General features: G+C 42.8%; 20 protein-coding genes and 2 pseudogenes. 13 read left to right on the forward strand and 9 right to left on the reverse strand.

Annotation, left to right across the window (positions count from 1 at the left end):
* Positions 1-22: 22 nt before the first annotated feature.
* On the reverse strand, positions 23-898 hold the full coding sequence (bla, locus tag OO778_RS23590; protein ID WP_074189950.1) for a class A beta-lactamase: 876 nt from the start codon (positions 896-898) through the stop codon (positions 23-25).
* A gap of 846 nt (positions 899-1,744) precedes the next feature.
* Here bla and OO778_RS23595 point away from each other — a divergent pair.
* A complete protein-coding gene (locus OO778_RS23595; RefSeq protein ID WP_074189951.1) occupies positions 1,745-2,614 on the forward strand; it encodes a LysR family transcriptional regulator in 870 nt (289 codons plus the stop codon).
* Between the two features lie 280 nt (positions 2,615-2,894).
* Positions 2,895-3,440: pseudogene (locus tag OO778_RS23600) on the forward strand (integrase).
* Between the two features lie 184 nt (positions 3,441-3,624).
* Here OO778_RS23600 and OO778_RS23605 read toward each other — a convergent pair.
* Complete coding sequence (locus OO778_RS23605) at positions 3,625-3,972, reverse strand: helix-turn-helix domain-containing protein (RefSeq protein ID WP_203347148.1); 348 nt, start codon at positions 3,970-3,972, stop codon at positions 3,625-3,627.
* Positions 3,973-4,164: 192 nt separating this feature from the next.
* Between OO778_RS23605 and OO778_RS23610 the strand changes: the two genes are divergently transcribed.
* From OO778_RS23610 to OO778_RS23620, 3 genes are read left to right on the forward strand one after another with little or no spacing between them, the layout of a single operon-like run.
* Complete coding sequence (locus tag OO778_RS23610) at positions 4,165-4,572, forward strand: nuclear transport factor 2 family protein (RefSeq protein WP_074189953.1); 408 nt, start codon at positions 4,165-4,167, stop codon at positions 4,570-4,572.
* A gap of 45 nt (positions 4,573-4,617) precedes the next feature.
* Complete coding sequence (locus tag OO778_RS23615) at positions 4,618-5,145, forward strand: alcohol dehydrogenase catalytic domain-containing protein (RefSeq protein ID WP_249373364.1); 528 nt, start codon at positions 4,618-4,620, stop codon at positions 5,143-5,145.
* Positions 5,146-5,161: 16 nt separating this feature from the next.
* Entirely contained in the window at positions 5,162-5,599 is a 438-nt protein-coding gene (locus OO778_RS23620) for a zinc-binding alcohol dehydrogenase family protein (RefSeq protein WP_258459408.1), read from the forward strand.
* 964 nt (positions 5,600-6,563) lie between these two features.
* On the opposite strand, the gene OO778_RS23625 is transcribed toward OO778_RS23620, so the two are convergent.
* A complete protein-coding gene (locus tag OO778_RS23625) occupies positions 6,564-6,938 on the reverse strand; it encodes a nuclear transport factor 2 family protein (protein ID WP_074189956.1) in 375 nt (124 codons plus the stop codon).
* A gap of 110 nt (positions 6,939-7,048) precedes the next feature.
* Here OO778_RS23625 and OO778_RS23630 point away from each other — a divergent pair.
* Both OO778_RS23630 and OO778_RS23635 read left to right on the forward strand, forming a co-directional pair.
* Positions 7,049-7,912, forward strand: a pseudogene (locus OO778_RS23630) (LysR family transcriptional regulator).
* Between the two features lie 362 nt (positions 7,913-8,274).
* Positions 8,275-9,294, forward strand: a complete 1,020-nt coding sequence (locus OO778_RS23635) for a hypothetical protein (protein WP_074189959.1) — start codon at positions 8,275-8,277, stop codon at positions 9,292-9,294.
* A 122-nt stretch (positions 9,295-9,416) separates the two neighbouring features.
* On the opposite strand, the gene OO778_RS23640 is transcribed toward OO778_RS23635, so the two are convergent.
* On the reverse strand, positions 9,417-10,223 hold the full coding sequence (locus tag OO778_RS23640; protein WP_074189960.1) for a sulfite exporter TauE/SafE family protein: 807 nt from the start codon (positions 10,221-10,223) through the stop codon (positions 9,417-9,419).
* A 123-nt stretch (positions 10,224-10,346) separates the two neighbouring features.
* Between OO778_RS23640 and OO778_RS23645 the strand changes: the two genes are divergently transcribed.
* Complete coding sequence (locus OO778_RS23645) at positions 10,347-11,141, forward strand: helix-turn-helix transcriptional regulator (protein WP_074189961.1); 795 nt, start codon at positions 10,347-10,349, stop codon at positions 11,139-11,141.
* A gap of 180 nt (positions 11,142-11,321) precedes the next feature.
* Positions 11,322-12,572, forward strand: coding sequence for a DEAD/DEAH box helicase (locus OO778_RS23650; protein ID WP_264911938.1), 1,251 nt, complete (start codon positions 11,322-11,324; stop codon positions 12,570-12,572).
* A 150-nt stretch (positions 12,573-12,722) separates the two neighbouring features.
* On the opposite strand, the gene OO778_RS23655 is transcribed toward OO778_RS23650, so the two are convergent.
* Complete coding sequence (locus OO778_RS23655) at positions 12,723-13,136, reverse strand: VF530 family DNA-binding protein (RefSeq protein ID WP_005391068.1); 414 nt, start codon at positions 13,134-13,136, stop codon at positions 12,723-12,725.
* A 486-nt stretch (positions 13,137-13,622) separates the two neighbouring features.
* Between OO778_RS23655 and OO778_RS23660 the strand changes: the two genes are divergently transcribed.
* Entirely contained in the window at positions 13,623-15,080 is a 1,458-nt protein-coding gene (locus tag OO778_RS23660; protein ID WP_182035728.1) for a DUF3360 domain-containing protein, read from the forward strand.
* Positions 15,081-15,276: 196 nt separating this feature from the next.
* On the opposite strand, the gene trpB is transcribed toward OO778_RS23660, so the two are convergent.
* The 4 genes from trpB to OO778_RS23680 form a co-directional block, all read right to left on the reverse strand.
* Complete coding sequence (gene trpB / locus OO778_RS23665) at positions 15,277-16,500, reverse strand: tryptophan synthase subunit beta (RefSeq protein WP_048625224.1); 1,224 nt, start codon at positions 16,498-16,500, stop codon at positions 15,277-15,279.
* A 391-nt stretch (positions 16,501-16,891) separates the two neighbouring features.
* Complete coding sequence (gene rnr / locus OO778_RS23670; protein WP_264911941.1) at positions 16,892-19,138, reverse strand: ribonuclease R; 2,247 nt, start codon at positions 19,136-19,138, stop codon at positions 16,892-16,894.
* Positions 19,139-19,432: 294 nt separating this feature from the next.
* On the reverse strand, positions 19,433-19,645 hold the full coding sequence (locus OO778_RS23675; RefSeq protein ID WP_005375644.1) for a cold-shock protein: 213 nt from the start codon (positions 19,643-19,645) through the stop codon (positions 19,433-19,435).
* A 307-nt stretch (positions 19,646-19,952) separates the two neighbouring features.
* A complete protein-coding gene (locus OO778_RS23680) occupies positions 19,953-20,201 on the reverse strand; it encodes a hypothetical protein (RefSeq protein ID WP_104970129.1) in 249 nt (82 codons plus the stop codon).
* 288 nt (positions 20,202-20,489) lie between these two features.
* On the opposite strand from OO778_RS23680, the gene pcp reads away from it, so the two are divergent.
* From pcp to OO778_RS23695, 3 genes are all read left to right on the forward strand, one after another.
* The gene (gene pcp / locus OO778_RS23685; protein ID WP_264911944.1) at positions 20,490-21,128 is read left to right on the forward strand and encodes a pyroglutamyl-peptidase I; all 639 of its coding nucleotides are present in this window, start codon (positions 20,490-20,492) and stop codon (positions 21,126-21,128) included.
* 197 nt (positions 21,129-21,325) lie between these two features.
* Positions 21,326-21,589, forward strand: coding sequence for a hypothetical protein (locus OO778_RS23690; protein ID WP_005391057.1), 264 nt, complete (start codon positions 21,326-21,328; stop codon positions 21,587-21,589).
* A 63-nt stretch (positions 21,590-21,652) separates the two neighbouring features.
* Complete coding sequence (locus tag OO778_RS23695) at positions 21,653-22,639, forward strand: GTP-binding protein (protein WP_017635758.1); 987 nt, start codon at positions 21,653-21,655, stop codon at positions 22,637-22,639.
* Positions 22,640-22,695 lie beyond the last annotated feature (56 nt).

The following is a 22,695-nucleotide window of genomic DNA, read 5'->3' on the forward strand; positions in this document are numbered from 1 at the left end:
TAACGGTGGTGGTTAAAAATTGTTACGGGTATTGTTCAAAAATTACTTTGCCGATCTCTGCGATTACCTGATCACGTTCTTTCATCGTAGTGTTACTTTTTCGAACATACATGGTAATAATCAACGGTTCATGATCTTTAGACCAAGCCATTGATATAATTCCTCTTACGCCGTAGTCACTTGCCCCAGAACGGTCTGCGATGGCCCAACCTTGTGGCAGAGAGGCTCTTAACAAGTCGTTTGCCACTTTATTGCCTTTCATCCATTGTTTAAGTTGAAGCTTAGACTCTTCGGATAATACATTCTCTAATAGAAGCTTGTTAAGACTGGATGCCATTGCATTCGTTGTCGTCGTATCTCGAATATCGTATTCGATATTTTTAGTCAACTCGGGCTCGTATCGGTCTGATCTAAGTACATCGTCTCCTATTGAGCGCATAAACTTCGTCAGCCCTTCGGGACCGCCACCCGCAGATATTGTATAGTTAGCTGCAGTATTGTCGCTATATGTTAAAGAAGCTTTACATGCTTTTCGTAATGTTAGTTTTTTACCTACGTAATCTTCTGTTACAGGAGAGTACGTTACAATATCGCTTTTCTTGAGATAGATGGAGTCATCTAATGAGATCTTATTTTTATCGACTTTAGATAAGATATTTGCACATGCTAATGCTTTTATAGTGCTATTAAAATGAAAACGTTTATCACCATTTACAGAATTAATGTTACCTGATTCCGTATCTAAAACAGTTACTCCAATACTCCAACCTTTATCTTCAAAATATTGAACTCTTTGCTCTAAATCTGAAGCATAGGCACCGAATGAGAGCAAAAAACTAATAGAAATAAATAATTTTGAAGATAACGATTTATTTTTAGATACGATATGTTTTTTCATTTCTAACCCTTAAAAATTAATATGGTGGTTGAATTTCTATAAAGTTTGGTGGTTTTATGATCCACTCTGAAATACTTGATTACCAAAGTATTTGTTAACAACTTTTTTGTAGATCACTAAGGATATAATGTTTGTTTATGAGTATAGGAACTTAAAAATACCTATAGGTTTATCAGTTTCTCTTGAATTGAGATAAAAACGGGCTTTCAATTGATTTAATTAGATCTTGCTAATTCCGACCTCCTTGCCTTAATTGGTCTTGCAACGTTATCAGTGATGGTACTGAGAGCAGCTGTTTCACTTTAAGTACGCTAGTTATATTCCTGATTGTTTGTTCAAACTTTATCTACCCTGATACGCTTATTGTTCTAGTCCTGCCTAAAGAATATGGTAAGCCGCTTTCACGCATTCCTGACTTGGTTAGTTTTAATTGGCACGAATCACGATACCCGCATCTTGGCTTGGAATGTAAACCACAGAAGCACCAAATCCAGCGGTCGAGCCTGTACTGCTGACCCATACCTCGTTCGCCGGTGGTGTCGGCGGCGTGTTTATTTGGGTGGGTTTCCCGTCGAATTGCCTTCCACAAGAGCTTTAAGTTTTCAGGGATGAGGGTACATCTCCCACGCTAGTCGCGTTAATGGTAGGCGCAAACAACATAGCTAGAGTTACTGCATTGATGGTTAATATTCTCACACACATTGAAGTGAACCTGTTCATTTATAACTATTACTTATTGGTTTTTATTACGTATCACTCTAAAAACACAACAATCGTAAGGATAGACGTATCAGAGAACAATATGTTAAAACTGAACTCAGCCATAAGTTTAACTAAGATCTAATTATGAATATCACACATCTTCCGTTGAATGCACTAAGGGCATTTCTTATCTCTGCTAAGCATTTGAACTTCACTAAAGCCGCTATCGAGCTCTGTGTCACGCAGGCGGCGATCAGTCAACAGGTTAAGATGTTGGAGCAGCAACTGGGGGGAGCGCTGTTTTATCGTCTTCCGCGAGGGTTAGCGCTGACCGATGAAGGAATGATGTTATTGCCGGTGGTTAGAAATGCGTTTGACAGTATGATCGATACGTTAGAGATGCTTGAACAAGGAATTCACCGAGAAGTGGTCTGTGTTGGTGCTGTGGGCACTTTTGCTCTGAACTGGTTGCTCCCAAGAATCAAAGACTTCAATGAACGTTTTCCCTATATCGATGTCAGAATCTCGACCAACAACAATGTGGCGGCTCCTGTGTCCGAAGGGCTGGACTTCTTTATTCGTTATGGCAAAGGCAGATGGCATGCGACCGAAGCAGAACATTTGTTTCAAGCCCCCTTAACCGTACTTTGCAATAAAACGGTCGGCCACCACTTAGAGAAACCGCAGGATATTCTGGGGTACACTTTGCTGCGTTCATACAACCCTGAGGAGTGGGCGTTGTGGTTTCAAAAAGCCCATATACCGCTACCTAAGTCCAGGCTCAACAGTATCACCTTTGACTCATCCATTTCGATGATTGAAGCCGCAGTTCAGGGATTCGGAATTGCATTAGCGCCTCCCGTTATGTTTGAAAAGACACTAATGGAAGAAAAGCTTATCCAGCCCTTCGATATCTTTCTCGACAGCGGCTCCTACTGGCTAACAAAACGACAAAGTCAAACTGAGACCAAAGCGCAAACGCTATTCAAGCAGTGGATCTTGGAGTATTGTTGATAGTGCACGGGTATTAATCTGAAACGTCCAGCTGTCATAGTCCTCTAAGTAGAGGACATCGATGTCCGCCACCTCTGTGGGGTAAATCGATAGTTAGCCGCCAGACGATCACTATCCCACGCATCTGTTAAGGTGTAGTGGCCACACAACCGCATTGATTACATGCTTAAAGCTGATGTATTTGTCGTCATGCCCGTAAGTTCCCATACCAAGCTGCTGCAACAGTTGTAGTCGATAGCCAGACTTTATGTTTACCAATAACACCTAAGAGGAGGTCAACATGAGAAAGTTATCTTCAGGAAAATGTAGCGGGATAAAAAGACCACTCAAGTTGGAAGAGATTTGGCGAATCAGAACTAGGCTAGAGCTTGAAAGTAACCTAATACAGCTTGCACTATTGAACTTAGCCATTGATAGCGAGTTGAGGGCGAGCGATCTACGAAAGATGCACGTATATGATGTTTCTTCGGCAGGAGTGATCTATGAGAGGCTTCAATACATCCTGCAAAAAACAGGTACCGATGTACACTATGAGATTACTCCGAGAACGCAGCAGAGTATTAGTCGGTGAGTTTACTCAGCACATCTACAGGCAAGTAGTTTTCTATTTCCAAGCTGTCGCCGTAAAGGCCAAGTCATCAGTTATTCGTTTTATCGTACGATTATCAGGAACTGGGCTGTAAAGTTGAGGCTGAATGCGGGCTATTATGGTATTCATTCCATGCTTCGTATTAGAGCTATTCTGGACTATGCCAGAATGAAAAACATAAGGGTACAGATCCTACTTGGACACTTAAAGCTAGATAGCACTGAAACGGATTGCTAGTTTCATACTTCAGAGAAGCCTGTGCTCCTACGACTGACGAAAACAAACACTCAATACCTGTTAACTCATAGAAAAATAAGGAGGAAGATTTGAGGTGCAAATTTATATAGATGATTCATCAGAACCTATTTATTATCAATAGCTCTAGTTTTGATTTTAGAGTTTGTTGTCACACAAACCCTAATTACCTCGAATCCCAGTCGTCCGCTTTATGCACAATAAAATTAACTATTTGTGCAAACTCTTTTCCTTTATGTGTTAAGCCATAGTTTACGGTCACTGGTATAGTATCTTCTTGCCTACGCCATACAAAGCCATACTGTTGAAGCAGCTTCAAACGTTCTGTGAGCACTTTACTTGAAACCAACGCTAACTGTTTGCGAATTTGTCCAAAACGCATTTCATCACTTTGACCCAAAAGCCAAACGATATGAGCTGTCCACTTCGTGGATATCAAAGTTAAATACTTATCCACGCTACAGTAGTCATCGGGCTGTACTTGATGATTCACTACCTTTTTTGTCACTTTCATAATAATCCATACTGCTCTTATGCATTAGTGATCAGTCTAATGTTCAAGTTTACCACAAACCATTAGTTACCTTTGTGTAACTAGTTACTTTTTAGTAGCTAATTTTAATTAGTAACTAAGTTCATTATTGTTATCAAATCAACAACGCACCAATTGGGTTTACATTGGCGCAGTAATAATCAAGGACTAATTATGCGATTTATTTTACTTTTTCTCCCTATTTTCTCATTTGGCCTACAAGCTGCGGAATATATCAAGCCTCAAACACCTGGAGAGCTTCACGCTCTTTTTGGACAGTATTTTGCCCAGCACGATTTAGAAGGTTTGAGCACTCTCTTTGATAAAGATGCAGTACTCGTCCTCGATAAAGAGGGCAATCAAGCTAAAGGTCATGACGAAATAAAAGAGGTATTAAAAACATTCATGCAAGGTGATGTGGAAATGGTGACAAAAAGTGTATCTATCCACATTAATAATGACGTTGCCATGATTCGCTCGGAGTGGGAGATATCAAATACTATGACAGGAACAGCTCTTGAAGTTATGCGCTATGTGGATGGTGGCTGGGTTTACATTATAGATAACCCCAACGGATTTTAGTTTAGAAATTAGGCGAATTTAAACAAATAAAATAGGTAACAACTTATGAAAGCAGTGCAATTAAAAGCATTTGGTGGCATCGAAAACCTAGTTACTAGTGAAGTAGAAAAACCAACCATTACTTCAACACAAATTCTAATTAAGGTGGCATTTAGTGGCATAAACTACGCTGACACGTACATCCGAAAAGGTGCTTTCCCAGGGCTCCCTACTCCACCATTTACTCTAGGAATGGAAGGCTCTGGCATTGTAGAGTTGGTAGGCAACGACGTTAAAAACTTTCAAGTTGGTGAGCTGGTTGCCTTTGCTGGAAACCAAACATACGCTGAATATGTGATCATCGATACACAAAGCACACAATCTTGGGAAGTGGCTGTCCCAGTAACACTTCAAAAAGATATTGCTAGTAGTATTGCTATGTCCGCTCGAACAGCAATGTTGTTAACATACAGAGTGAATCATGCTCAAAATAAAATTGCGTTGGTACATGGTGCAGCAGGCAGTGTCGGTAGTGTATTGGTACAACTTCTAAAAAAAACAAGGTTATACGGTTATTGGCTTAATAGGTTCTGATGATAAATATAGTTTCGTGAAGGAATTGGGCACGGATATCGTACTCAATTATAAAAACCCTGGGCTTAATAAAACCATTTTTCAACAATTTCCTGAAGGGTTAGATCTGATCTTTAATGCCACTGGCGGAGATACGATTGCAAGAGATATCGAGTTACTGGCTGAAAACGGCCACATCATTTGGTACGGTTTTGCCCAAAGTAGTCAAGCGCCTCAGCTCGAATCAGCTATCACTAATGCATTCATGAAATCGATAAAGTTTGAAGTATTTAATGGTGGCTCAGTTTGTAAGCAAGACAACATTCGAGCGATTAAAGAGCTTGAAGAGCTGATACAAAACAATGAATTAAAGATCCATATTCATAGTCATTACCCACTTGATTGTGCATTTTTAGCTCATGAAGAGCTTGAACAAGGTCAAACCCAAGGCAAACTATTACTTCAAGTGGAATGAAAATCGTAAGACATGGCTCAGTAATGACTGAGCCTATTTTCAAGTCACTTCCTATTTCGAATCGAATTAGCAAATGCACTTGTGATCTTTTACTAATGAGAGAGTTTTACTGCTATATCTCACTTTTTCCAGAGCCGTCACAGTGGGCACTTTCTAACGAGATAGTGTGAATACTCAGTGGCAGAACATTTCATTGACACCATAAATGTCATTGTAGGTGGGGGAGCCGCTGCCTAAATGTGTGAACGCCTTTGGTTCACAATACAACTCTAACTCCAAAAATCCTGTCTCGGAGCCAATTCAGTAATGGAAGTTGAGGTTTTACTCCATTCTACTTAAATGCTGAAGTTCTAATATCGTATATGGAAATTACCATAAACTTTCTTCCTGAATGATATTTGAAGGTTTACGGATGCTTTCGCTATCCTTTTCAAAGACTAGAAAGAACAGAGTCATTTTACTTTGCTCAGAACGATATGTATTGGACAACTTCATCCTAATAGACGTATAGAACTTGATGCCTTTTTCAATATTCTTAATTTTAAGAGTTGAAAGGTTAAAAGATTCAGAACCCATCCGCCTAGGAGCTTTGAGAGCACTTTTTGAGGTTTTTATGAATAATTTCAATGCAATAGTCAGTCAGGTGATATAAGTAGGCAAGCCCTTTAACGTCAAAGCACTCCCCGATAAGAAGACCATGTTCGATAATCTTGCTACGGGTAGAATCTAAACCATCTACAACGATGTTACATTTCCAATATCCTTCGATTGCGCCCGTCTATCTAGACTCGGTCATATTGGTTTCTGCTTGATAACTCAATTCCAACATGGTTTGTTCTGAGTCAAAGGACAGGTAGTAGTGCGACTGTCCTTTAGTTTCGCTACATACCTAATCGGTTCTGATAAAAATCCAGAGTGATCTCTGGATTTTTTATCAGTAGGCGGTGTGCCGCAATTCTCACTATTAACGCTCACCTTGGACTTCAAAATCATCATGAACCAATCGGGCATGTCCGTCACTCTCAACAACCCAGTGCTCTCGATGCACAACACCAAAGACATTATTCATTGTCCATTTCGAAGAAAGAATATAACCATCGTCACCACACGGCTCCCATTTGACATCGGTATAGATTATGTCTCTGAACCCCTTATCCATAATATCTTGCCAGAATGCTTGAATGGCATCCTTACCTTCAAAAGTACCAAATGGTCGGGCATGCATTGTGCAGGCTTGAGTATATTGATCTGCACATCCTTTAGCATCCTGTGTATTGAATGCCTTTTTCCAATCCTCAATGCCCTTCTTGCAAGCAGCTAATACATCACGTTCTAACATCACAATCTCCTCAATTAATATCGTAGCGTTTCGAGTTTTAGGTTAAACATATCAATTACCAAGAAAAACAGAGATAATTGAAATTACTGTTTAATTAAAGAGAACAATAAATGAATAGACTAAAGCAGATGTCTATCTTTGCCCACATTGTTGAAGAAGGTTCAGTTTCAGCTGCTGCGCTCAAGCTCGACCTTTCCAAATCAGTGGTAAGTCAACACTTGAAAATTCTTGAACAAGAGCTAGGTTTGACGCTAATAAAAAGGACTACAAGAAGGCAGGCGCTAACTGCAACAGGAGAAGTCTTCTATCAAAACTGTAAAGAGATCAATTCCATTGCCAATTCAGCGTGGGAACAGGCTCAGGAATCTCAGGTTGAACCAAAGGGGCGCATACGTATAACTGCTCCAAGTGCACTCATGGAGATACTAGTTACACCTGTGGTAGCAGAATTAATGAGGCGGTATCCGAAGCTTAAACCTGAGCTTATCAGTGATGATCAAGCCTTAAATCTTATGAAGCACGATGTGGATCTGGCAATTAGAGTCGGTAGCTCGCAGGATAGCAATCTCAAGCAAAAACGGATTGGTGAGTTCAGGGATGTTTTCTGTGGCATTCCAGACATAAAACTTGATGATATCGATAAGGAACCCTACATCGCTAACCACTGGCAAGGCAAGTTCGTTCGGCACAAGTTTAAGTCAAAGACGGGCAAAACTATGATTTATGAGAAAGAGGCCGACTGTATCGCTAACTCGTTTCACAGTTGTTTGGCTTTAATTAGATCAGGAGCTGGTATCGGTATCATTCCCGACTTTTATTTCTCTCAGATTGAGCCAGAGGTTGTGTCTCTATTACCAGATATGATGTTACCTAAGAATCCCGTTTATGCGTGAAATCCATTCAATAAAAACACTCCACTAGCCGTACAGCTATGTATCACGGCTCTTGAAGAACGATTAAGAAGTGGTGTTTAAGTATATGCTCTAGGTGAATATTATTTATTGCGCATTTATATGCAAGCTAGGTATTTCGATTGAGTTCAACACTCTGAAAGAAAATGTCCAGTTCCACGTCCGCGCAAATCTACCACCGCTGACAACAACGATCTTTGACATTTTGGGATACGAAAAGTTATTCAATGATAGCTAAATTAGAAAATCCACTGACTCACTTTTGTCCAAAAGCTTGTTGGCGTAGTTCAAAGCAAACACTCGCTTTGGGTTACTCGACTCCAAGTAACTTTATTGCTATGTTTCGCAAAATATATGGAGAATCTCCTGCGCGTTATTTTTTCCAGATGCCGTGCAGAATAATGTGTTGACCGGCTGGGGTAAAAATGAAAACCAAAATAATAATGTCGTTTCTACTCGCTTCATTGTGTGTCAGTGTCAGCGCCAGTACGAATGGGCCGAAATACCATTCTGCGCTAACAGTCAAAACGGTATTCAGTGAAGACAGAGACAAGCCTGTGGAAGTCTACTACTGGTATCCCACAACGAACGGAAAAACCAACTTCACGTTTGGTAGGGGTAACATTTTTAAGTCAGTCGAAACGCAGTTAGATGCCCCTTTAGCAAGTGGAAAATTTCCCGTTGTGCTTTTGTCGCAGGGCGGAACACGGTCAGCATTTTCCCATAGTGGTTGGATAGCCTCGAGCCTGGCGCAACAAGGTTATGTCGTTGTTGTACCAAAGCCTCCTGCACCGAACGAAATCAATGCAGAAATGGCTGTTGATGAAATCACATTCAGAACCAGTGATTTGGTGCTTGGGCTGAACGAATTAAGTTCGGTCGGGATACTGTCCGGAGGCGTAGATACTGATGCAGTGCAGGGTGTCGGCTTTTTTCTGGGCGGGACATCTATGCTGATGCTCTCCGGAGCGCAAATAAGCCCGGAAAAATATCGAACATCGTGCCACAACGTCACCAATGTAGACTGTCATTGGTTACGTGAAAATAACGTTGATATTACCAACATCCCGGATCAAAAATTCCCCCGATTTCAGTCTGAAAGCAAACTGAAATCGGTCGTCGTTATCAACCCTGAGCTAACGAAAACTTTTGTCCATGAAACTCTGGCCTTGATGAACAATGCTATCACCGTGGTGACGCTTTCTGATCGGCTACATCCCGCACTGACACCAGCCGAATCACTTGTTGCTCTTCCCAATGTGACATTTCAAGAGATTCCCAGTGCGAGTCAGTTTAGTGCGTTCGCAGAATGTACTGAGCGTGGCATTAAAATTCTCGCATCAGAAGGGGAGGAAGCACTTTGCCAGGAGCGTGACGAGGTTTCCAGAAAGGATAATCACCAACAAATTTTGGATGTAATTCTGGCTGGCTTAACAAAGTCATAAGAGTGCAACAATGCGGAGCTTTCTTACACATTGTGTGCTTGGACCTGCAAAGCGAGAAGTAAGTTTTTCAGGCTTGTCCCCACAACATATTGCAAGACATACTGATGACTGTATTACTTGCCCTAATTAAGTACTTGTACCAGCATTTTAAAACTCAGAAGAACACACAAAATACCAACGATTTTCTTAAGAACTTTATTTGGGAAATACTCTGCACAACGCACGCCGAGGCTAGTAGTTAAGTAGCTACTAATGGAGAAGCTGAGCATTGCAGGAAGGTATATGTATCCTAATACTAAGTTGTTCCAATCTGTGTTTCCCCATCCGTTTAACATGTAACCGAGGCTTCCTGACAGCGCGATAGGGAAACCTATCGCAGCAGAGGTACCAATAGCACGTTTTACCTCAAAATTTTGCTGGACAAGATAGGGGATGATCAACCCCGCACCGCTTATAGAGACAAGTGCTGATACAGAGCCAATCACCGAGCCTACAGTGATATTACCGATAGCCCCATGTGGGTTAGGGTTGTACTCATTTTCAGTGTTGAGAAACATCTTATAAGCAACATACAACATGAATACGCTGAAAAAACCTGCCAGATAGATCCCCTGTAGATACGATGCTACGAATGTGGCGCAAAATGTTCCGACTAGAACTCCGCTCAACATTTTTACTACCATTGTCGAGTCTACATTCTCTTTTTTGTAGTGAGCGCGCATGCTGCCCAATGTTGTAATAATCATCGAAGCCATTGATGTCCCTAACGCAAGATGGACCACTTCTGTATCAGCTATTCCCTGTAGTGAAAACAGAAACGCAAAAATCGGGACGGCCATTCCACCACCACCCACACCAACGAGTCCAGCGAGAAAGCCAATGCCCAAGCCTGCTGTAATGTAATAGATAATAAAGATAGGTTCGTTCATGATGGTTCTGCCTTCGATAAAAATGGTCGTTGTTAAAATGTTAATCGAACGCTAACTTGCTATGGTAACGTTAAGAGGACAGAAAATAATGAATAATGGCCAAAATGGAATTGAGTAAATAAAGTGACAAACTCTGATTACAGCGAATGGAAAAATGGCGCCGCGTTGATCGCTAAGGAGTGGCAGCATGAAAGGAGCGACTTCAACCATTTGGAGCAACGGCCACATAATTGGCACAGTCATCATCGAGGCCAGTTACTGTGTATAGATGAAGGGCTAATTCAGGTCAAAACCGATGAAGGAACGTGGATACTACCACCTCACCGAGCTGGTTGGATCCCCCCGGGTGCGATGCACAGTGTTTATTTTTGTGGTTCTCTGAAAGGTCGTTCATTACTGTTTACTCCAGAGAGTTGTGAGCGGTTTCCAATGAGACCTTGCGTGATCCAAATGAGCGATGTGTTGAAAGCCCTATCGGTTAGAGCATCGATATGGAGCAAAACAGACGATCTATCCATACAGTCTTTACGTATTCTTGCCGTAATATCTGATGAAATCGTCAATAGCCCTCATGAGTCACTCCACATCCCACAGCCCAGAGATCCGAGACTGCAAAAAGTTACTCAAGCAATTTTAATAGACCCAAACAGCAAACATTCTGTGGAGCATTGGGCAAATATCGGGGCCGTCTCATCTCGGACGTTAAGACGATTGATTCGAAGTGAGTTAAACATGAGTTTTAGTGAATGGCGGCAACAAGCACTGCTAATACATTCGTTAGAAATGATGGCACGCGGAGAATCTGTAGGAGCGGTTGCATATGCTTTGGGTTATTCGACGCCCAGTAACTTTATCGCGATGTTTCGTCGGGTCTATGGCGATTCACCCACGCGTTACTTTTCGAGTCGTGGCATATAGTTGCTAAGAGCTTACCTAAATTAGGTTCGTTTTTATGTACTGAGGTTTACATACATTTACTCACCCAACATAAATACGTGCTTCTCTCACCAATCTTCTGTTTGGGCCATTATCTCTAACATCCAGACGCGAAATAGCATAAGATACACGGCCTTTACTAGCACTGAGCCACTCATCGTAATGACAGATAAAACACAGCAAGCGACATTTGCCGATCTTGGCCTGATTCCAACCTTAGTCGAGCGACTAGAAGCGTTAGAATACAGCCAACCGACGCCCATTCAATCTCATACCATTCCTTATATCCTTGAAGGGAAAGATATTGTTGGCGGTGCCAATACGGGCTCTGGTAAAACCGCTGCTTTTTCGCTGCCAATTCTGCAAAAAATTGTTCAGCAAGACGAAACAAATCATCGCCGTGGTAACTTCGTTTCTCACCTGATTTTAGTTCCAACTCGTGAGCTGGCATCACAGGTGGCATACAACGTCAAATCTTACTCATACCACCTTAGAGATAAGATCAAAACGGTTGCCGTATTTGGTGGTGTATCGGTGAACCCACAAATGCTGGAGCTTCGCGGTGGCTGTGACATTATCGTAGCTACGCCGGGTCGATTACTTGATCTGGTATCCAGTAACGCGATTAAGTTGGACCAAGTAAAAACGCTCGTGCTCGATGAAGCTGACCGTATGTTGAGCCTCGGATTTACCGAAGAACTCAATAAGATTCTTGCGTTACTGCCAGAGAAGAAACAGACGCTGCTATTTTCTGCTACTTTCCCTGATAAAGTCACGACGCTTGCTCAGCACTTGCTCCGCGACCCTGTTGAAGTTCAGTTGCAGAGCGCAGAAGCCAGCACTTTGGTGCAACGCGTGTTTAGTGTAAATAAAGGTGAGAAAACGGCGGTACTTGCGCATTTAATCAAACAGCATCAGTGGCGACAGACTTTGATTTTTGTGAATGCTAAGAATGCCTGTAACCATTTAGCTCAAAAGCTGTCAAAACGCGGTATTACTGCTGAAGTTTTCCATGGTGATAAAGGGCAGGGCGCTCGTACTCGTGTACTTGACGGTTTTAAGTCTGGCGAGATTCAAGTTCTTATTGCCACCGATATCGCAGCACGTGGCCTTGATATTGAAAAGCTGCCAGTGGTGATTAACTTCGATCTCCCGCGTAGTCCTGCTGACTATATGCATCGAATAGGGCGTAGTGGTCGTGCTGGTGAAGTGGGTCTAGGGTTATCTCTTATCGATTACGATGACTACCACCATTTCAAAGTGATAGAAAAGAAAAATAAGTTCCAACTTGAACGCGAGCAGGTAGTAGGTTTTGAAGTGGAAGACGATCAGAGTGAAGCCTACTTTTTACCAATGAAGCCGCGAGCAAAGCCGGCAGGTACGGGTAAAAAGAAGAAAAAGCGTAGTCAATAGAATACGTAAACAACCTGTGAGTTTACTTACGGGAGGCGCTGGAGAAGGGGGCGCACTAGCTTGAGTATTTTCTTCTAGCCATTTCTTTAAAGAACAATAGAGCCTTGCTGGAGCTACCAGTAGGGCTCTATTGCTTTTCAAGGTTATGTACTATCGACGCGTCGGACGTCCACGAGGTGAGCGTTTTTTAAATGCGGATGCAGCTTTAGCTTGTGACTTGAGGATAGAGTCAACGGTTAGCGGCATTGGCTCTTTAGGTTCAAGACCATGCGGGAACGTACGAGCTCTCGGTGGTAAATCATATTCTTCTTCACTTGCGCGTGGCATGCGCTTAAAGCGATAAAGGTAAAAGTTTTCTAATTTTTCTCTCGCCCATTCGGTCTTCTTTAAATACTTCACACTACTTGCAATCGAAGGCTTAGTGTTAAAGCAATTAAAGCGCATTGCTGTATCTAGAATGTCCCAGCCATAAAAATCCACCAACTCTTGCAACATAGTTTCTAGCTTTAACCCGTGCAGTGGGTTGTTTCGTTGCAGTTCGATTCTTTCTTCGTCAGTCATCATTTTAGGGGCCTTACTCATCAAAGGGTGGAGTTTAGCAAACTATACATTACAGAGATATCTATAGTCAGGCAGCGATGGTTTGGGTTGCAACTCGATTTGATGTTGTTAGTGCGTACTTGCATGAGCACAATTAACCATTTACCTGTGTGAATTCAGACATGTTTTTCTACCTTGAAAAGCACAGGTGGAGTTGCGATTGTTCCTCTTCTTGAATTGCTGTTCAAAAACTCTCACTAAAGATCAGCGTACTCTAATGTAATGTTAAATCTTTGTGTGATAAGTGAGATTTTTGTTGTTCTTTTACTAATGTCTAATATTCCTACCGATAGCAATACATGCTTAATAGGTTCAAATCAAAAATTAGCCATACCACTTTCTTGGTGTGGCCTCGATGTTTGATGTGAGTGTTGTCTCGTATTGGTCTGTATACCAAGCGAAACTCTAGTTGGCATAGTTCAACGTTGAAATATAACAAAGGATAGCTCAATGTCTGACTCAAGTAAGACCTTTTACAGGGATGTGCGCAAAAAACCGCATGAATTTGAAAGTCGTGAAGACTTTCTAAACCATGATTTAACCATCATGAGCTTTCGTCGCTGGGGTATTCATTTGCCATCACGTGATTACAGTATTGAAATCGAAGACTGGGTGCCTGCATTAGCCGCAACCATTGGTAAAGTGGTGATGGTCACCGCCATGGTTGCTGCATTTGCTGCTCAGTTCGGTTTATCTCCGGAGTTCGTTGCAGAAAACGTGCGTTACGAATTGCTTATCGCGGGTGCTTTGTTCGTTATTTTGTTTTCTGCCATCCTAAACCCGAACGCAAACTTAGCCGGTACCCACGGCCCAATGATACCGCTGATTCCCATGATTGCTGCCGCAGGAGGGCATCCTCTGGCGCTTGGCTTGATGGTATGTGCTTTTGGCTTAATTCTCGCTTTGACTAAAGGCGGTTCTAAACTCATGACCTTGACTGGCATTGGGGTTCGAGGAGGGTTATTGATCTACCTAGGCGCTGTTGGGTTGCTCGGACAAATTAATAAGACTGAGGCGTGGGCTGCTAGTACGGATCAAGGTTACATCTCGTTTGTGGTCATAGGCCTAACGGTTATGGTTTATGCCTACCTAGCTAAGATCAACAAGCGTTGGTTGGCAATCCCACTGTGTTCGGCTCTCGCGGGTATTGTTGCTTATGTGATGGGCGCTGAGTTTGCTTTTACCACTGAGCCGGGCCTGCCTAATTTCAGTCCATTCTACTGGTGGGGTGAAGATACAGGCTGGCAACTAGGCTGGCCAACCCTAGAGCACTTTATTGCCGTGACTCCATTTGCGCTACTGGCAGTCGCTATGTGGTCCCCTGATTATCTCGGCCATCGTGTGTTTCAAGAACTTAACTACCCAAAAGAAGCGAAAGGCGTACTCATGGATGTCGACGACACGATGGTCGGAGCGTCTGTTCGTCAGGGAGTTGGCTCACTATTAGGTGGCGGAAACCTAGCTTCTTCTTGGGGAACGTACATGATTCCAGCCGCAATTGCCAAACGTCCTATTCCAGGTGGCGCACTGTTAACGGGTTTCATGTGTATTGCCGCGGCGGTAATTGGTTATCCTATGGATCTAGCGATGTGGGAACCTGTTCTGCGCGTTGCTTTGATTGTCGGTGTATTCTTACCACTTCTTGAGGCGGGCATGCAGATGATCCATAAGCATAAAGACTCACTCAGTGCAGGTATCTGTATTTTTGCCTGTGCATTCGTTAATCCAGTCTTTGGTTGGGCAATCACTATGCTGCTGGATAACCTTGGACTTATCGGCGACCATGAGCGTGCCAACGAACTCTCGAGAAAAGATAAATACCTGATTCCTGGTACTGCATTTATCGTCTGTGCAGGCTCCCTTGCTGTCGTTGGTCAGCTTCCGGGCATTCCTGCTCTGATCGGTTAATCGAATTATGCTCTAAAGGCATAGTTGGAGTGGTGAGTGAGAGGGCTTTCTCAAGCTATGCCTATTTCTCAAAAGTAAAAGGTTTGGACTGTGTAGTTAAGCCTTCAAAGCGCATGTAGGGAAAGTAAGGCGCAAACAAAAAGCTACCTAGTAATAGGTAGCTTTTTGTATAGACATTTAGCCTACCAAGCAGGGACTAAATGATTGATTCAATGCCGTATTTTGCGCCGTAGTGTTCAACGACAAAATCAATGTCTTTGTCACCGCGACCGGATAAGTTGATCAGAATTGAGCCAGTTTCTCCTTGCTTCGCGAGTTTAATCGCGTAAGCGACAGCGTGTGAGGATTCAATCGCTGGAATAATCCCCTCTTCGCGAGACAGTTCAAAGAATGCATCAATTGCTTCGTCATCAGTGATTGAGCCGTAATTGACACGGCCAATGTCTTTTAAGTAACTATGCTGAGGCCCAACCGAAGGGTAATCCAAGCCACTTGCTACAGAGTACACTTCTTGAGGTTCGCCTTGCTCATCTTTGAGCATGTAAGACTTAAATCCGTGCATAATACCTGGCTCACCAAGTGTGAGTGTTGCAGCATGCTCGCCAACCTTTTGCAAAGAGCGGCCCGCGGGCTCGACGCCGTGAATAGCGACTTGTTCATCGTCTAAGAAAGCAGTAAATAGCCCCATCGCGTTAGAACCACCTCCAACGCATGCGACGAGATTATTGGGTAACTTGCCTGTCATTTCTTTGAATTGAACTCGTGCTTCGTTACCGATAATTGATTGGAAATCTCGTACCATTTTAGGGAATGGGTGAGGGCCAACGACAGAGCCTATCGCATAAAGTTGTGTGTCAGGATCTTTTAAGTAGGCTTCGAAGGCAGAATCAACCGCTTCTTTGAGAGTCTTGCGCCCGTGAGTGGCAGGGATGACATTGGCACCAAGGATTCTCATACGGACGACATTCGGGTGCTCTTTGGCAATATCAACTTCACCCATGTAAATATCGCACTTTAAGCCGACCAGTGCGGCGGCTGTCGCAAGCGCGACCCCATGTTGCCCTGCGCCAGTTTCAGCAATCAGTTTCTTCTTACCCATCTTTTTAGCGAGAATGGCTTCTCCTAAGCAGTGGTTAATTTTATGTGCGCCTGTATGGTTTAAGTCCTCGCGCTTTAGGTAGATGTCTGCTCCGTATTTCTTTGACAAGTTTTCCGCATGGAAGATTGGGCTAGGTCGTCCAACAAAGTGCTTATACAGGCGAGCAAGCTCCGCTTTAAATTCAGGATCTTTGCTGCATTCCTCATAAGCTGCGTTGATGTCACGCATGATTTGTTCAAGCTCCGGCGGCACGAAGCTACCACCGTATTCACCAAAGTATCCTTCTTCATTGGGCATGGTGAGATCAAACGAGTTTTTCATTATTTACATCCTAGTTAACGAAAGTATTGATACTTTTATACCCAAAATTTAGAAGTGGTTGTGTGATCAGTTGCTTAAATCAGAGTTCGCGATCTAGTGCACTAGTTAAAAAGTACAATTTGTGTGGTTGGTAACGGGTTGGATACAACATAAGGTAAGGTTTAAGAGGCGCAAAAAAGCCCCGAGAGATCCTAGGCTGTCATAAGAACCTCTCGAGGCAAACAGAGTGCTGGAAATACACTCTGCGATGGTGTCTGGAAACAAAAGTTAGATTCGTTTCCTTTGCCAGATATTAGGTTTTTAGAATGAGCTGATGTCAGCTAAATGTCACAAGTTAATCGCGATATCTAAAGCTTATTTTTTATTTTTGAACAATGGGTTAGAAAACAGACTAACCTACCGTGTGTTCTGCATCTTTTAAATTGAACATGATCTTTCTTTGTTTCGAATCGACGTCTTTAACTAACACGTGCACTTTAGTCCCTAAAGTAAACGTGGTGCTCTGGCTAGAAATTTTTTGTTTGACTGCATCAAATTCGAACTCTCCATTTTGAAAACTTGATAAAGGAATGAGACCTTCGATTCGGCTTTCCTCTAACTCAACAAATACTCCGAAGTGTGTGACTCCAGACACCGTCCCCATGAAGTGTTGCCCGATAAATGGCTTCATGTAATGACATTTCAGTGCTGACTCAACCTCTCGACTCACTTCATCTGCCTGACGAGATTGATGCGAACAGTGCACGCTCAGTTGCTCGATTACTTTTGTATCGTAAGGGTAGTTGTTCGCAGCACCTGTCAATTGACGAATAGGTTTTAGTTTCATGAGCAGACTGCGTAGCTTGCCTGTTTTTTGCTCTCGAAGTTTAGCGCGAATGGCGCGGTGAACGAGTAAGTCTGGGTAACGACGAATTGGCGAAGTAAAGTGTGCGTATGCGTCATAGGCTAAACCGAAGTGACCCATATTCTTCGGCGAATACTCGGCTTGACTCTGAGAACGTAGCAGTAGGGTACGAATCACATCACACTCATCTAAATCTCGTACTTGTTCCAGTAATGCGTTGTAGTCATGAGAAGTTGGTTTATCACCACCCGCAAGCGTTAGCCCTTTGTCTGCAAGCATCATTCTTAATGAAGACAGTTTTTTCATCTGAGGACCAGAGTGCACGCGGTATAAGCTCGGTATTTTTTGTTGCTGCAAAAATTGAGCGGTGGCAACGTTGGCACACAGCATGAATTCTTCGATCATTCGGTGGGCATCATTTCGAACTACAGGAACGATGGACGCGATTTTCTTTTTATTGTTTAACGTGAATGAAAGCTCTTGCGTGTCAAAATCAATGGCACCACGGACTTGACGTTGACCAGATAGGTTCAAATACAAGCGATGGAGATTCACCAGATGCTGTTTAATGTTTTGTTTTGGGTTCTTACCTTGGTATGTTTTTGCTTCCGCTGATTGGGAAACAATGCGGTAAGCTTCGTTATAAGTTAAACGAGCATGCGAGTGAATGATCCCTTCAGAAAACTCTGAATCTAGCATGTTACCTTCGTCGTCAAAGGTCATCTCACATACCATAACCAATCTGTCTTCATTCGGGTTAAGCGAGCACAAACCGTTAGATAATGTTTCTGGTAGCATTGGTACAACGTATCCGGGGAAGTAAACGGACGTTGCACGAGATTGCGCCTCAAGATCTAAATGGTCGTTTGGCTGAACGTAGTGAGATACGTCTGCAATCGCAACGAATAACTTCCAATGCCCATTGTCCATTTGGTATGCGTAAACGGCATCATCAAAGTCTTTCGCGTCGTCCCCATCGATAGTGACGAACGGTAAATCTCGATAATCCACTCGGGACGTTTTGTCTTTTTCTTCTACGTGATTGCCAAATGCGGAGGCGGCGTGAAGAACTTCATCATCCCAATGATCATTGATGCCATGTCGACGTAACGCCAATTTAACTTCAATCCCTGCTTCTCCCGGACGCCCTAATACTTCCGCCACTTCAACCGTTGTTGATTGTCTGTGATCTGGATAGGCAGTGACTTTACAATGAACGAGTTTACCGGCACTTTTGGTGATAAGATCATTTGGTGTGACATGAATGGTTTGAGTCAGTTTCGCGCTTTCTGGCACTAGATAGAAGTTCGAACCTTTTCTCTTTAACAAGCCCACGATGTGTGTTGTTTTTCGTTCCACTATTTTGATGAAACGATGATTTGAGCGTCCTTGATGCTGAGCATTGCCTTTCAGAACCAGTACGATATCGCCATCAAACACATTAGTAAGTTGGTGTTTAGGTAAGAAAAGGTCTTTTTCATTACTGTCGTAAGTGACAAAACCAAAGCCGTCTGCGTGAATGCTGACCTTTCCAGAAACCAAAGCGGTTTGATCGACTTTCTTATAACCACGGCGATGCGTGAAAATCAACTGGCCATCGCGCTCCATAGCGCGTAAACGTTTTTTTAAAGCGTCTTTTTGTGGTTTCTCATCTAAGCCAGTAGAGCGAGAAATTTGCTCGTGACTTAAGTGATTTTTAACTTTATCGAATAGGCTAAGGATAACGTCTCGGCTAGGGATAATGTGCTCGTAATTATTAGAATTTATTGATTGTGCGGATATATTTAATTTCATTTTTTTCTCTTATATTCGCCAATCGCTTTTATTTTATAAACTTTATTTATATGAGCAAAGCATGAGGCGAAGTGATTCAGATATGAATCAGATTAATTTAATTCCAAACTGGAATTGCAAGGTAGGTAGTGTGATTACCTAAAGATGTATACCAAAGTGACTTTATTGAAAGTGATTAATGACGGTGTGGGAGAGGTAAGTGATTTGGGTATATAAACTTAGATAGAGAATAGTAAGGGCGGCAATAAGTGGAAGGGGATTGTGGCACCAACAACGTTGATGCCACACAAAGAATTACAGTGCAGTTACTTCAGCAGCTTGTAAACCTTTGTTACCTTGTTCAACAACGAACGATACTTTTTGGCCTTCAGTAAGAGTTTTGAAGCCTTCAGAAACAATAGAACGGAAGTGAACGAATACGTCATCACCGCCATTGTCTTGAGAAATAAAACCAAAACCTTTAGTTTCGTTGAACCATTTTACTGAACCAGTTAATTTATTAGACATAGATACCTCTATATTTGATTGTTTTAAATATTGAATTTTTAGCTAATATCAAGTGCTACTATATGATTTTAGAGATAACTATTTTGTCGCAGGAACGTAAACGAGGAATTCGATGTGGAACTGAGAGAAACTTTGATCTTTAATTACATTAATAGCTCTTTCCGTAAGAGCTGATGTGCAGTATACCGACAAAATTAATAAAGGCTAGCCTTTTCTTTTTTTATTTTTTAAGTACACCAAGCGCATTGCTTTCAAAGCATACGCTTGGTGTATAAGACGGCATGGTGTTATAGATGGTGCTGAGCGCTTAGTGTTTTCTGTTTGAGCCGTTACGAACGATGTCTTTACCATTGTCATATACGTGCTGCGAAACCCAGCGGCCAAGGAGCAATTGGTGCTTTTCTCCTAATACGGCAACAAATGGACGGCCATCGGTATTAGTGGTGGCTAGCGCAACGCCAGTGACACCTTCAAGACCCAGAGCGCCGCTTTCTACTAAATGCAGAAATGCCTCTAACTCTTCAATCGTTTCGATTACATGGTTATCAATATTCATTGTATTCAATCTCTTCGAATTGCATTGCGGTCGCGTACTCTACCTAAGATAAGCGTGGAAACCAAGTTTCTGCGTGAGTCATGTAATGAGAGAGCCAAGCCCTGCCACTAATCATCGATAGTTAGTCTCGATAGTCCGGAACTTGTGTAGATTCAATAAAGATGACAACCCTCGCTGGTTAGACATGAGTCACATAATGTTGTCTGGTTTATGTCAACAATACTTTTGCTATTGGATGGGGTGAAGGGGAGTGCAATAATTTGTGAAACTCTTTTCCTAAAGGCTGTTATGAAGAAAGTCCTGATTACCGGTTTTGAACCTTTTGGTGGTGACGCCATTAACCCCGCCTTAGAAGCGGTCAAGCGATTAGAGGCTGCGGCAATAGAAGATGCCATGATCGTTACTTGCCCAGTTCCTGTGATTCGGCATGAGTCAGTGAATACCGTTATTGATGCAATAGAAGCGCACCAACCAGATTGTGTGATTACCGTTGGGCAAGCGGCTGGACGTGGCGCGATCACCCCAGAGCGTGTCGCAATTAATGTGGATGATTTTCGTATTCCAGATAACGGTGGTCATCAGCCGATTGATGAACCCGTAGTGGCTGATGGCCCAGATGCTTACTTCTCGACGCTGCCGATAAAGCGTATTGTTCAAACGCTGCAAAAGCAGGGGATACCTAGCCAGATTTCCAACAGTGCCGGAACATTTGTATGTAACCACCTTTTTTATGGCATCCAACATTATCTAAAAGACAAACCTATTCGTCATGGGTTTGTTCATATCCCATTATTGCCAGAACAAGCAGCAGATGGCCGTCAGCCTTCCATGTCTCTGGAGATGATAGTCGAAGGGCTAAGGCTGGTGGCTCAAGTTTGTATTGCCAATGAAAACGACATATTGGTCAGCGGCGGGTCGATTTGCTAGCAAGCGTTTTACAGTCCACTAAGTGTCTGAAAGCTAGTAATAAGTTCATCGTTTGATGTTGTAATAAATGTTAGCTTTGTCAAATTTCACAAGTAGCGAAAGGAGTAGCATTGAATAGTCAGGTTGGATGTTGTTCAAACTGGCACTCCCCTAATACAGGAGGTATTAGGGGCTACCCTTACGAAAGGCGAGTTATCATGAAAAGCAACAAAAGTAAGTCTATCGCACTTATCTCTGTCGTTGTTTTCGCATTGGCTATCGCTGCGCTTAAATTCGAAAACACACTCGGAGTTCTTCCCATCGTAGTCGCTATTATCGCGTTTTTTACCTGCGTCATTTACACCAGTATGTATCTTTCTGATATGAAGCGTTCAGAGTTGATAAGTCACTCTGATCATTCTCAAAAAATGTGTACCCACGCATCACGCAATGAGCTTGATGAGCGCGATAAAAAGCGTTGAAGCGAGTCACATTCTCCGTATACTTTGCTGGAGCATTAATGCACTAACGTGTCGGAGATAAGCATGTCAAATCGAGTACCAACCAACATACTGACCGGATTTTTGGGTGTCGGTAAAACGACCACGATTTTAAATCTACTGAAGAACAAACCGGAAAACGAAAACTGGGCGGTTTTGGTCAATGAATTTGGTGAGATTGGCATCGACGGTGCATTGATGACCGACCAAGGTGCGCTGATTAAAGAAGTGCCGGGTGGCTGTATGTGTTGCACGGCGGGCGTGCCAATGTCGGTCGGTATTACCGCGTTACTGCGCCAAAAACCGGACCGTTTATTGATTGAGCCGACAGGCCTTGGTCATCCAAAACAGGTTATCGCGACGCTTACCTCAGAACAGTATGAACCTTACGTTGATCTAAAAGCGACGATCGCTCTGGTTGATCCGCGTAACTTAAGTGATGAAAAATATCTTTCTAACCAAAATTTCGTGGACCAGTTAGACAGCGCAGATGTGGTTATAGGCAGTAAGGTTGACCTTTGTACCAGTCACGACATTGATGTGTTTAATGACTGGGTGACGGACCAATCTCCCTCAAAAGTATTCAGTAAGCTTATTCATGATGGTGAGTTACCGATAGAAGTCTTGGATATCGAACGGGTTTACGGCAGCGCTTCTTCCCATATCGAGTCACATCATCATGACCATGCTCACCAAGAGCCTCAATTCCAGTTGCCGCCAGGTGAAGCCTTTGTGCGTAAAGAGAACAAAGGGCAAGGGTATTTTAGTTGCGGGTGGTTGTTTGGGGCAGAGTACACGTTTGATTTTGATAAACTCTTCTCAATGCTTTCGGACTTAACGGCTGAACGTGTTAAAGCGGTGGTCAACACGGATCAGGGGTGTTACGCGTTTAATGTTGCCAACCGAGTCGTGTCGGTGAATGAAATCAGCTTAGAAGGGTTTGAATCACGATTAGAAGTGATAGATTCTCAGCTGTTGCCATGGGATGAACTTGAGCAAATTCTCCTTCAGTTGTCTGGCATCAAGCGTTAAATCGAACAAATGTTAAACGGAAACGGTGAGCCAGCAATCTGTCTGCGTTCGCCGTT

Origin of the sequence: Vibrio sp. STUT-A16, from assembly GCF_026000495.1 — a bacterium.
Taxonomy (GTDB): Bacteria; Pseudomonadota; Gammaproteobacteria; order Enterobacterales; family Vibrionaceae; genus Vibrio; species Vibrio diabolicus.

What these genes read in the sequence shown, in the direction of transcription:
- bla (WP_074189950.1), bottom strand. Translation starts at nt 898, where the DNA reads ATGAAAAAACATATCGTATCTAAAAATAAATCGTTATCTTCAAAATTA.
- OO778_RS23595 (WP_074189951.1), top strand. Translation starts at nt 1,745, where the DNA reads ATGAATATCACACATCTTCCGTTGAATGCACTAAGGGCATTTCTTATC.
- OO778_RS23605 (WP_203347148.1), bottom strand. Translation starts at nt 3,972, where the DNA reads ATGAAAGTGACAAAAAAGGTAGTGAATCATCAAGTACAGCCCGATGAC.
- OO778_RS23610 (WP_074189953.1), top strand. Translation starts at nt 4,165, where the DNA reads ATGCGATTTATTTTACTTTTTCTCCCTATTTTCTCATTTGGCCTACAA.
- OO778_RS23615 (WP_249373364.1), top strand. Translation starts at nt 4,618, where the DNA reads ATGAAAGCAGTGCAATTAAAAGCATTTGGTGGCATCGAAAACCTAGTT.
- OO778_RS23625 (WP_074189956.1), bottom strand. Translation starts at nt 6,938, where the DNA reads ATGTTAGAACGTGATGTATTAGCTGCTTGCAAGAAGGGCATTGAGGAT.
- OO778_RS23635 (WP_074189959.1), top strand. Translation starts at nt 8,275, where the DNA reads ATGAAAACCAAAATAATAATGTCGTTTCTACTCGCTTCATTGTGTGTC.
- OO778_RS23640 (WP_074189960.1), bottom strand. Translation starts at nt 10,223, where the DNA reads ATGAACGAACCTATCTTTATTATCTATTACATTACAGCAGGCTTGGGC.
- OO778_RS23650 (WP_264911938.1), top strand. Translation starts at nt 11,322, where the DNA reads ATGACAGATAAAACACAGCAAGCGACATTTGCCGATCTTGGCCTGATT.
- OO778_RS23655 (WP_005391068.1), bottom strand. Translation starts at nt 13,136, where the DNA reads ATGATGACTGACGAAGAAAGAATCGAACTGCAACGAAACAACCCACTG.
- OO778_RS23660 (WP_182035728.1), top strand. Translation starts at nt 13,623, where the DNA reads ATGTCTGACTCAAGTAAGACCTTTTACAGGGATGTGCGCAAAAAACCG.
- trpB (WP_048625224.1), bottom strand. Translation starts at nt 16,500, where the DNA reads ATGAAAAACTCGTTTGATCTCACCATGCCCAATGAAGAAGGATACTTT.
- rnr (WP_264911941.1), bottom strand. Translation starts at nt 19,138, where the DNA reads ATGAAATTAAATATATCCGCACAATCAATAAATTCTAATAATTACGAG.
- OO778_RS23675 (WP_005375644.1), bottom strand. Translation starts at nt 19,645, where the DNA reads ATGTCTAATAAATTAACTGGTTCAGTAAAATGGTTCAACGAAACTAAA.
- OO778_RS23680 (WP_104970129.1), bottom strand. Translation starts at nt 20,201, where the DNA reads ATGAATATTGATAACCATGTAATCGAAACGATTGAAGAGTTAGAGGCA.
- pcp (WP_264911944.1), top strand. Translation starts at nt 20,490, where the DNA reads ATGAAGAAAGTCCTGATTACCGGTTTTGAACCTTTTGGTGGTGACGCC.
- OO778_RS23690 (WP_005391057.1), top strand. Translation starts at nt 21,326, where the DNA reads ATGAAAAGCAACAAAAGTAAGTCTATCGCACTTATCTCTGTCGTTGTT.
- OO778_RS23695 (WP_017635758.1), top strand. Translation starts at nt 21,653, where the DNA reads ATGTCAAATCGAGTACCAACCAACATACTGACCGGATTTTTGGGTGTC.